The sequence below is a fragment of the uncultured Arthrobacter sp. genome, assembly GCF_902805515.1.
Lineage (GTDB): Bacteria > Actinomycetota > Actinomycetes > Actinomycetales > Micrococcaceae > Arthrobacter_D.
Window position 1 is genome coordinate 39,099 of the sequence record NZ_CADCTE010000056.1, and the last position, 10,250, is coordinate 49,348.

General features: G+C 70.7%; 8 protein-coding genes. 7 read left to right on the forward strand and 1 reads right to left on the reverse strand.

Features of this window, described 5'->3' with window-relative positions; translation table 11 throughout:
• Positions 1-86 precede the first annotated feature (86 nt).
• The 4 genes from QZX79_RS04610 to QZX79_RS04625 are packed head-to-tail and all read left to right on the forward strand — an operon-like array spanning position 87 to position 3,809.
• Positions 87-887: a purine-nucleoside phosphorylase gene (locus tag QZX79_RS04610; protein WP_294565299.1), complete on the forward strand. Its 801-nt coding sequence runs from the start codon at positions 87-89 to the stop codon at positions 885-887.
• Between the two features lie 39 nt (positions 888-926).
• Positions 927-2,666 carry a phospho-sugar mutase gene (locus tag QZX79_RS04615; protein ID WP_294565300.1) on the forward strand — a complete coding sequence of 580 codons (1,740 nt, stop codon included), beginning with the start codon at positions 927-929 and terminating at the stop codon, positions 2,664-2,666.
• Positions 2,667-2,725: 59 nt separating this feature from the next.
• The gene (deoC, locus tag QZX79_RS04620; protein WP_294565302.1) at positions 2,726-3,406 is read left to right on the forward strand and encodes a deoxyribose-phosphate aldolase; all 681 of its coding nucleotides are present in this window, start codon (positions 2,726-2,728) and stop codon (positions 3,404-3,406) included.
• A gap of 43 nt (positions 3,407-3,449) precedes the next feature.
• Positions 3,450-3,809 carry a hypothetical protein gene (locus QZX79_RS04625; RefSeq protein ID WP_294565305.1) on the forward strand — a complete coding sequence of 120 codons (360 nt, stop codon included), beginning with the start codon at positions 3,450-3,452 and terminating at the stop codon, positions 3,807-3,809.
• A 237-nt stretch (positions 3,810-4,046) separates the two neighbouring features.
• Here QZX79_RS04625 and mfd read toward each other — a convergent pair whose 3' ends face one another.
• Entirely contained in the window at positions 4,047-7,646 is a 3,600-nt protein-coding gene (gene mfd / locus QZX79_RS04630) for a transcription-repair coupling factor (RefSeq protein WP_294565307.1), read from the reverse strand.
• 298 nt (positions 7,647-7,944) lie between these two features.
• On the opposite strand from mfd, the gene QZX79_RS04635 reads away from it, so the two are divergent.
• From QZX79_RS04635 to nhaA, 3 genes are all read left to right on the forward strand, one after another.
• Positions 7,945-8,442, forward strand: a complete 498-nt coding sequence (locus QZX79_RS04635) for a DUF2505 domain-containing protein (RefSeq protein ID WP_120166840.1) — start codon at positions 7,945-7,947, stop codon at positions 8,440-8,442.
• A gap of 32 nt (positions 8,443-8,474) precedes the next feature.
• Positions 8,475-8,696 carry an SCO4848 family membrane protein gene (locus QZX79_RS04640; RefSeq protein ID WP_294565311.1) on the forward strand — a complete coding sequence of 74 codons (222 nt, stop codon included), beginning with the start codon at positions 8,475-8,477 and terminating at the stop codon, positions 8,694-8,696.
• 118 nt (positions 8,697-8,814) lie between these two features.
• Entirely contained in the window at positions 8,815-10,167 is a 1,353-nt protein-coding gene (gene nhaA, locus QZX79_RS04645) for a Na+/H+ antiporter NhaA (RefSeq protein ID WP_294565313.1), read from the forward strand.
• Positions 10,168-10,250 lie beyond the last annotated feature (83 nt).

Consider the following 10,250-nt stretch of genomic DNA (forward strand, 5'->3'; position numbering starts at 1 on the left):
CTCCGCACACCGGGCCGACCCGCGGCACCTGGCCCGCCGGGGGCGGCCCGCTGGAACGGCCCCAGTCCACGCGGTAGGTTTGTGCGGTGACGAATGATCCTTTTGACCTTGCCCGCAGTGCCGCCGACTACATCGCCGAAAAGACCGGGGTGGAGCGGCACGACACCGCCCTCGTCCTGGGCTCCGGGTGGGGCGGCGCCGCCGGCCTGATCGGGGAGACGACGGCGACCGTCGACGCCTCCGACATCCCCGGCTTCTCGGCACCAGCCGTCGTCGGACACGTGGGCACCATCAGCTCGGTGCTGACCCCGACAGGAAAGCGCGCCCTGGTCCTTGGCGCGCGCACCCACTTCTACGAGGGCAAGGGCGTCCGCGCCGTCGTCCACGGAGTCCGCACCGCGGCGGCCACCGGCGCGAAGACCCTGGTGCTGACCAACGGGTGCGGCGGACTGCAGGAGCGGTGGACGCCGGGCACCCCGGTGCTCATCAGCGACCACATCAACCTCACTGCGACGTCCCCGCTCGAGGGAGCGACGTTCGTCGACCTCACCGACCTGTACTCGGCCCGGATCCGGAAGATCGCCCTTGAGGTCGACCCGACCCTCGACTCGGGCGTCTACGCCCAGTTCACCGGCCCGCACTACGAAACCCCGGCCGAGGTGCAGTACGCCAGGCGGATCGGCGCCGACCTCGTGGGCATGTCCACCGCCCTCGAAGCGATCGCCGCCCGCCACGCAGGCATGGAGGTCTTCGGGCTGTCCCTGGTCACCAACCTCGCCGCCGGTATCAGCCCGGTCCCGCTGAGCCACGCCGAAGTCCTCGAGGCAGGGCAGGCCGCCGGACCGCGCATCTCCCGCCTGCTTGCCGACATCGTCGCCAAGCTCTAAGCACCCTCCGCCCCGACGCACCCAGGCAGGTTCTCCCCCATGACTTCCTCCGAACAGCAGCTCCTTCTGTCCTCGGCCACGGCCTGGGCGCAGGCCGACCCGGATCCGCAGACCGCCGCCGAACTCGAGGCCCTTCTCGACGCCGTACGGCAGGGCGATGCCGCGGCAGAAGCCGAGCTGCGCGACCGGTTCTCCGGGCCGCTGCTGTTCGGCACCGCCGGGCTGCGGGCCGCACTCGGCGCCGGGCCGAACCGCATGAACCGGGTCGTGGTCCGGCGCGCCGCCGCCGGTGTCGCGGCGCACGCCCTCGACCTGGCCTCGGCTGGGGATGGGGACGGCGGTGCCTACGTGCCGCGCGCCGTCATCGGTTTCGACGCACGCCACAACTCGCGCGTCTTCGCCGAGGAGACCGCAGCCATCTTCGCCGCGGCGGGCCTTGAAACCTTCCTGATGCCCTCGGAGCTTCCCACCCCGGTCCTCGCCTACGCCGTGCGCGCCCTCGAGTGCGAGGTGGGCATCATGGTGACCGCCAGCCACAACCCGCCGCAGGACAACGGGTACAAGGTCTACCTCGGAGGCCGCGCGGTCGCCCCGGAGGCCCGCGGGGTGCAGATCGTCGCACCCCACGACGCCGGGATCGCCGCGCACATCGCGGCGGTCGGCAGCATCGATTCCGTTCCACTGGCCGCGGACGGGTGGACCGTCCTGCCCGAAAGCATCGAAAAGGACTACGTCACCGCCGTGGCGGCCCTCGCCGACCCGGCGTTCACGGACCGGGACCTGAACATCGTCCTCACCCCTCTGCACGGGGTGGGTGGGCGCACGGCGCGTGCGGTGCTGGAGGCCGCCGGATTCGGCCAGGTGACGATGGTGGAGCGCCAGGCCGAACCGGACCCCGACTTCCCCACCGTCGCCTTCCCCAACCCGGAGGAGCCGGGAGCCCTCGACCTCGCCCTGGAGACGGCGCAGGAGACCGACGCGGATCTGGTGATCGCCAATGACCCCGACGCCGACCGCGTCGCGCTGGCCGCCAAGGATCCCGCCACCGGCGCCTGGCGGATGCTGCGCGGCGACGAGGTCGGAACCCTCCTCGGCGCCCACCTGGCCGCCCGTGCCACGGCCGGGGGTTCGACGGGCGGCGCGGTGTTCGCCAACTCGATCGTCTCCTCCCGCCTGCTGGGCCGGGTAGCGGCTGCGGCGGGCATTTCCCACGTCCAGACCCTCACCGGCTTCAAATGGATCGCCCGGGTGCCCGGCCTCAGCTACGGCTACGAGGAGGCCCTCGGCTACTGCGTCGCACCCACGACGGTCCGCGACAAGGACGGCATCTCCGCCGGGCTCCTGCTCGCCGAGCTCGCCGCGGCCACCAAGGCCGCGGGCCGCACGCTGTTCGACCTGCTCGATGACGCGTTCCTCGCCCACGGCCTCCACGCCGCGGACCAGCTCTCCGTCCGGGTCGCGAGTCTCCCGCTGCTGGGCGAGATGATGGCCCGGCTGCGCTCGAACCCGCCGCAGTCGTTCGCCGGTTCGCCCGTGGCCACCGCCGTCGACCTGTCCCAGGGCTCGGAGAACCTGCCGCCGACCGACGGCCTGCTCTACCTCACCGGCGATTCGACGCGGGTGATCATCCGCCCCAGCGGCACCGAGCCCAAGCTCAAGTGCTACCTCGAGGTGATCGAGCCGGTCGCCTCCGCCGAGGGGCTCGCCGAGGCAAAGGCCACCGCCCGCGCACGCCTCGAAGCGGTCCGGGCCGACGTCGGCGCCGCCCTCGGGCTCTGACACCGCCTCCCCGGCTCCGGCCGTGCCGCCCGTTCCCCATCTCGTGAAAAGATAGCCCTATGCCTAGCGACGTCTCTCTTGCCTCCTATATCGACCACACCCTCCTGAAGCCCGAAGCCAGCCGCGAGCAGATCCTCGCGGTCTGCGCGGAGGCCGTCGAACACTCCTTCAAGTCGGTCTGCGTGAACCCGATCTGGGTCAGCACCGTGCACACGGCCGTCAAGGACAGCGGCGTGCTGACCTGCTCGGTCATCGGCTTCCCCTTCGGCGCCACCCCCACCGAGGTGAAGGTCGTCGAGGCCCGGGGCGCCGTGGCCGACGGCGCCGATGAGGTCGACATGGTGATCGACCTGGCCGCGGCCCGTGCCGGGAACTACGAGGCGCTGGTGCTCGACATCCGCGCCGTGGCCGAGGCCGTCCACGAGGGCGGGGCGATCCTGAAGGTCATTCTCGAGACCTCGCAGCTGAACGACGACCAGAAGGTCCTCGCCTGCAGGGCCTCGGTCGAGGCCGGCGCCGACTTCGTGAAGACCTCCACCGGGTTCAACGGCGGCGGCGCCACCGTCGAGGACATCGCCCTGATGCGCCGCACCGTCGGCCCGGACATCGGTGTGAAGGCCTCCGGCGGGGTGCGCACCCTGGCCGACGCCCGCGCCATGATCGACGCCGGCGCAACCCGGATCGGCGCCAGCTCCGGAGTCGCTATCCTTAAGGGTGAACAGGGCGCCTCAGGGTACTGACGGACAGCGCGACCAGCACGATTTCCCTCTCGAAGGAGTACTAATGTCACATTCGGTAGATCCGGGCAGCGCCCCGTCCGACCGTCAGCAGGCGCAGCGCGAGCAGGCGGACAGCGACCGCGCAGGCCGCCCCGAGTCCAAGCAGCCGGCCCACGCCGGCGTCGGCCACCTCGGCGAAAATATCCTGGTCTTCACGATCATGTTCGTGCTGTTCCTCCTCGGCCTGTGGGCCATCAGCTTCTCCGACGGAGAGAACGCCTGGCCCTTCGCCGTGTGCATCGGCCTGGCCTTCATTGCGTTCTTCATCCCGCAGGGAGTGATCGGCCGCTCGGACACCGGCGCCGACCTCGCCGCCGGCAACCGCACCAAGGCCAAGAAGCGCTCGGCGGCCGTCGACTCCTAGGGTCCGCCCCCGACCGGGCCTCCGGTCACCCGCAGTATTCTCAGAGGCCGCCCCGTTCCGGGGCGGCCTCTGCTGCGTCCGGGACGCGCACGTCCCCGCACCACTTCACGACCGACGCACCCGAAAACGACGAACGCGCCGCATATCCCGGGTCCGTCGGTCGTTTTGTGGCCCGCTGGTCGCGAGGGGCCGCGCCGGTCGCTTCGAGGCGCGCTGGCCGCCCCGGAGAGCGCTCCCCTAGGCCGCGAACACTGCGTCGACGACGTTCTGGGCCCACTCGAGGATCTCGGCGTCGACGAGGTCCCGCCCGCCGATCCGGGCGGTCTTCGGCTTCGGCACGAGCACCGCGTTCAGCGCCGGCTTGACCGAGGCACCCGGGTACATGCGGTTCAGGCGCATCTGCTTCGACTCCGGCAGCTCGGCCGGCGCGAACTTGATGAAGTTGCCCTGCAGCGCGACGTCGGTCAGTCCGGCCGCCCGGGCCGAGACGCGGAAGCGGGCGACGGCGATGAGGTTCGCCACCGGCGGCGGCAGCTCACCGTAGCGGTCGGTGAGCTCCTCGACGACGCCGTCGATGGCCTCGTTCGTCGCCGCTCCGGCGAGCTTGCGGTACGCCTCAAGGCGCAGCCGCTCCCCCGGCACGTAGTCGTGCGGCAGGTGCGCATTGACCGGCAGCTCGATCTTCATTTCGGCGGCCTTCTCCTCGGCCTCGCCCCTGAAGCTGGCCACCGCCTCGCCGACCAGCCGGATGTACAGGTCGAAGCCGACGCCCTGGATGTGGCCCGACTGCTCCCCGCCGAGCATGTTGCCCGCCCCGCGGATCTCGAGGTCCTTCAGGGCCAGCTGCATGCCCGCGCCAAGCTCGTTGTGGGAGGCCACGGCCTTGAGGCGTTCAAGGGCCACCTCGCCCAGCGGCTTCTCCGTGGGGTAGAGGAAGTAGGCGTAGGCCCGTTCCCGGCCGCGGCCGACGCGCCCGCGCAGCTGGTGCAGCTGCGACAGCCCGTAGTTGTCGGCGCGGTCCACGATCAGGGTGTTGGCGTTGGAGATGTCCAGGCCGGACTCGACGATGGTGGTGCACACCAGCACGTCGAAGCGCTTCTCCCAGAAGTCGACGATGATCTGCTCGAGGCGAGACTCGCTCATCTGCCCGTGCGCCACGGCGACCCGCGCCTCCGGCACCAGTTCGCGCAGCTGCGCGGCGGTGCGGTCGATGGAGGAGACCCGGTTGTGGACGAAGAACACCTGGCCCTCGCGCATGAGCTCCCGCCGGATCGCCGCGGAGGCCTGCTTGTCCGTGTACGGCCCGACGTAGGTGAGCACGGGGTGCCGCTCCTCCGGCGGGGTGGCCAGCGTGGAGGTCTCCCGGATGCCCGTCAGCGACATCTCGAGGGTCCGCGGGATCGGGGTGGCGCTCATGGCGAGCACGTCGACATTGGTGCGCATCTTCTTCAGCGCCTCCTTGTGCTCGACGCCGAAGCGCTGCTCCTCGTCGACGATCACCAGCCCGAGATCGCGGAACGCGACCTCCTTGGAGAGCAGCCGGTGCGTGCCGATGACGACGTCGACGGCCCCGGAGGCCAGCCCCTCGGCGGTCTCCCGGGTCTCCTTGGCGGTCTGGAAGCGGGACATCGGCCGGACCGTGACCGGGAAGCCGGAGAAGCGCTCGGAGAAGGTCTCGAAGTGCTGCTGCACCAGCAGCGTCGTCGGCACCAGCACGGCGACCTGCTTGCCGTCCTGGACGGCCTTGAAGGCGGCACGGACTGCGATTTCGGTCTTGCCGTAGCCGACGTCGCCGGAGACAAGGCGGTCCATCGGGACCTCGCGCTCCATGTCGGCCTTGACCTCGTTGATCGTGGTGAGCTGGTCGGGGGTCTCCACGTAGGGGAAGGCCTCCTCGAGCTCGCGCTGCCAGGGCGTGTCCGGGGCGAAGGAGTGCCCGCGCGAGGCCATCCGCGCCGAGTACAGCCGGATCAGTTCCCCGGCGATCTCCTTGACGGCCTTCCGGGCGGAGCTCTTGGTCTTGGCCCAGTCCGAGCCGCCCATCTTGCTCAGCGCCGGGGTGTCCCCGCCGACGTAGCGGGTGACCTGGTCGAGCTGGTCGGTGGGCACGAAGAGCCGGTCCCCGGGGGCGCCGCGCTTGGAGGGGGCGTACTCGAGGACGAGGTACTCCCGGGTGGTCCGGGTGGGCCCGGCGCCGGTGGAGCGCTGCATCAGTTCGACGAAGCGCGCCACGCCGTGCTGCTCGTGCACCACGAAGTCGCCCTCTTTGAGCTGCAGGGGGTCGACGGCGTTGCGCCGGCGCGAGGGCATCTTGCGCATGTCCCGGGTGCCCTGGGCGCTGGTGCGCCCGAGCAGATCCGCCTCGGTGAGCAGCCCCAGCTTCAGCCCGTCGAGGACGAACCCGCGCCCGGCCCGCGCCGTGGTGATCTCGATGATGCCCGGCTGCGGCTCGGACTCCAGGGAGTCGACCCGCCGGGCCGGGATGTTCGAGTCGGAGAACAGTTCGGCGAGGCGCTTGGCCGGGCCGGGGCCCTCGGTGGCGACGACGACGCGCCAGGAGTCGCGCACCCGCCCGCCGATGAAGTCCATCATCTCCGCGACGTCGCCCTGGTAGCCGCGCGGTTCGCGGGCGTGAAGGGAGAAACTGTCGACGTCGGCGAGGAGGTCCTCCCCGGCGCCGAGGGAGGTGATGCCCCACCAGGCGACGTCGTGCCCGAGGGCCGTGGCGCGCGTCTCGGTGAGGGAGCGGAAGCTCGCGGCCTGCAGGTCGGTGCCGAGCCCGCCGCTGAGGTCGAGCGGGGCGGCTCCGCCGTCGGAGGCAGTGGACCAGGCCGCGGCGAGGAACTCCTCGTTGGTCGCGGCCAGGTCGTGGGCGCGGGTGCGGACCTTCTCGGGTTCGATCACGACGGTGATCGAGCCGGCCGGAAGCTCACCGACGAAGGGCACCATGGCGTCAACGAGCACCGGAGCCAGTGACTCCATCCCTTCCACGGCGATCCCGCCGGCGATCTTCTCGAGCATGCCGGCCGCGGCGGGCAGCTCGGGCAGCAGCTTCGCCGCACGGGACATCACCGAGGGGGTGATGAGGATTTCCCGGCACGGCGGCGCGTACAGCACCGTGGGGTGCTCATCGGAGTTCAGGGAGCGCTGGTCGGCCACGGCGAACCAGCGCATCGAGTCGATCTCGTCGCCGAAGAACTCGACGCGCACCGGGCGGTCCTCGGTGGGCGGGAACACGTCGATGATGCCGCCGCGCACCGCGAACTCCCCGCGGTGGGTGACCATGTCGACCCGGGCGTAGGCGGCGTCGGCAAGGGACTTCACCACCTCGGTGAAGGCCACCTCGTCGCCGACCTTGACCGAGACCGGCTGCAGCTCGCCCAGGCCCGCCACGAGCGGCTGCACGACGGCGCGGATCGGCGCCGCAATGACGCGCACCGGGGAGCCTTCGGGGTGGGCGAGGCGGCGCAGGACGGAGAGCCGGCGCCCGACGGTGTCGGAGCGCGGGGAGAGGCGTTCGTGCGGGAGGGTCTCCCAGCTGGGGAACTCTTCGACCTCGGCCGCCGGAAGGTAGCTGCGCAGCGCGGCCGCGAGGTCCTCGGTTTCCCTGCCGGTGGCGGTGACCGCGAGGACCACCGGCACGGCCGAGCCGGATCCGGCGTCGTCGTCCCGGCGCAGGCCGTCGACCAGTTCGGCGAGCAGCGCCGCGCGCATTCCGGCCGGGGCGCCGATCTGGAGGTCGGTGCTGCGCTGGCCCACCGGGCGCACGGCGTTTGCCCGCACCCGCGCGTAGGACGGGTCCTCGGCCAGTGCGGCCCGCAGTCCATTGAGGCTCATGGGTATCTGGTTCCTCACATCGGTGACGCGTTGGATGGTGATCGTCCGGCGCTGGACGTCCTCGAGTGCCGCCGGCCGCCGCTGGGGATCGGGCGCCGGCCGCGGCCGGTTGGAGCCGCAGGACAGCACAAAAGGCCGGAATCCACTGCGGATCCCGGGTACAGTTCCCCAGTTTACCGGCTTCTCCGGCCGGTCCCAGCGCTTCCCGGGACAGGTTCGACCAACGGCGGGCACGTAGGATGGCACAAGCGAGCTACACCCCCGGCTCACAACCCCGAACTACAACCCCGGAGGAACCATGGCACTGAACGCCTCGACCACTCTGCCCTACGACGCCGCGGCCGTGACCCGTGTCTTCACCGACGAAGGATTCCTTCAGCACATGAGCCGCCATGTCGGTGGAGCGCTCGAATCGCTCACCGTCGACGGCGAAATCACCGGCCCCTTCACCCTCACCGCCGTGCGGACCATGCCCACGACGCGGCTGCCGGACATGGCACGCAAATTCGTTGGAGAGACGCTGACGGTCACCCAGACCGAGCGCTGGGCCGCTCCGGCGCCCGACGGTTCCCGTGAGGCGCGGGTCGAGATGGCTGTGGCAGGCGTTCCGCTGAGCGTCACTGCCATCCAGCGCCTGGTCGCCGACGGAGAGAAGACCCGCGTCGACCTGCAGGGCGCTGTCAGTTCGTCGATCCCCTTCCTCGGCGGAAAGATCGCCGGCGCAGCCGAACCCATGATCGGCAAGGCACTGAACATCCAGGCCGCCGAAGCCCAGCGCTGGCTGGAAACCCACTAACTCTCCGCACCCCCGCCCCGAAAGACTTCCCCGTGTCCCTGCCTGCACCACTTGCCCTCGTCCTGATCCTCGCCGGGGTCTGGACCCTCATCGTCTGGCCGCCGTTCCTCCGCCGCATCTTCAAGGATCCGCGCGCCCGGGATGAGAAGGGAGCGCCGACGCGCTTCCTGACGGTTCACTTCATGCTCATTTCGACCTCGATGATCCTCGGCCTGGCCACGGCGATCATCGGGGTCCGGGCGCTGGCCGGCTAGGCCCGCCGGTGCCGTCGCGCCGGCCCGGTCCGGGCCGGCTTCCACCTTTCAGCCTTCGACGACCGTCCGGACAGCGGAGAACCGCATCCCGGCAGCGTCAACGCCAGAGGAGCAGCATATGAGCAGCGAACACAGCGGAAGCACTGCGGCGAACCGCGTGCTGCAGCGCTCAAGCTATCCCGAGTGGCTGCGCATCCACGAGATCCTCCGCAAGGAGACGGTCGGCGGGATCATCCTGCTCGTGGTCACCGTCGCCGCCCTCATCTGGGCCAACTCGCCCTTCGCCGGAAGCTACTTCGCGCTGCGCGACTTCGAGTTCGGCTACGAGCCGTGGCACCTGAAGCTGACCGTCGGTGAGTGGGCGGCAGACGGGCTCCTCGCCATCTTCTTCTTCCTCACCGGCCTGGAGCTGAAACGGGAGTTCGTTGCCGGCGACCTGCGCCGGCCCAGCAGGGCCATCGTCCCCGTGGCGGCGGCCGCCGGCGGCGTCGTCGTGCCGGCTCTGATCTACACCGCGGTCAATCTCTCCTCCCCCGAGACCCTGCGCGGCTGGGCGATCCCGACGGCGACGGACATCGCGTTCGCCCTTGCCGTGCTCGCGGTGATCAGTTCCCACCTGCCCGGCGCCCTGCGGATCTTCCTGCTCACCCTCGCCGTGGTGGACGACCTCATCGCGATCGCCATCATCGCTTTCTTCTACTCGACCGACGTGCACGTCGAGTACCTGCTGTGGATGCTGCTGCCGCTCGGCCTCTTCGGATTCCTGGCCCAGCGCAACCCGAAGTTCTTCGGCCGGCGCCTCCCGGCGGCCTGGCTGATCCTGCTGCCCCTGGGCATCGCCGCCTGGGCCCTGATGCACGCCTCCGGTGTCCATGCCACGGTGGCCGGCGTCCTGCTGGGTTTCCTGGTGCCGGTGCTGCGCCGGAAGAACGGCATCGTGCAGCCGCCCCGGCCGGGGAAACCGGGCCTGGCCGAGATCTTCGAACACCGGTTCCGGCCGCTGTCCACCGGAGTGGCGATCCCTCTGTTCGCCTTCTTCTCGGCAGGCGTTGCGGTGGGCGGTGCCGAGGGCTTCGTCTCGGCGCTCGGCGACCCGGTGACTCTCGGCATCCTCGCGGCCCTGGTGCTGGGAAAGCCTGCGGGGATCCTGCTCACCACCTGGGCGGTCACGAAAACCACGAAGGCGAGCCTCGATCCCGGGCTCAGCTGGTGGGACGTCCTGGGGGTCGGGATCCTCGCCGGGGTGGGCTTCACCGTCTCCCTGCTGGTGAACGACCTCAGCTTCGACGCCGGAAGCCCGTCCAACGACCATGCCAAGGTGGCGATCCTCTCGGCGTCCCTCACCTCGGCGCTGCTGGCCACGGTAGTGCTGCGGCTGCGCAACCGACGCTACCGCGCCATCGAGGCCGAGGAAAAGCTCGACCGGGATCGGGACGGAATTCCCGACGTGTTCGAGGACCGGGACCGCTAACGTCAATGACAGACATGGGGGCAGGCATGGCAGCGGAAACAGCTGCGGAAACGGCAGGGACGGCGGCGGGCGCGGCAGGCACG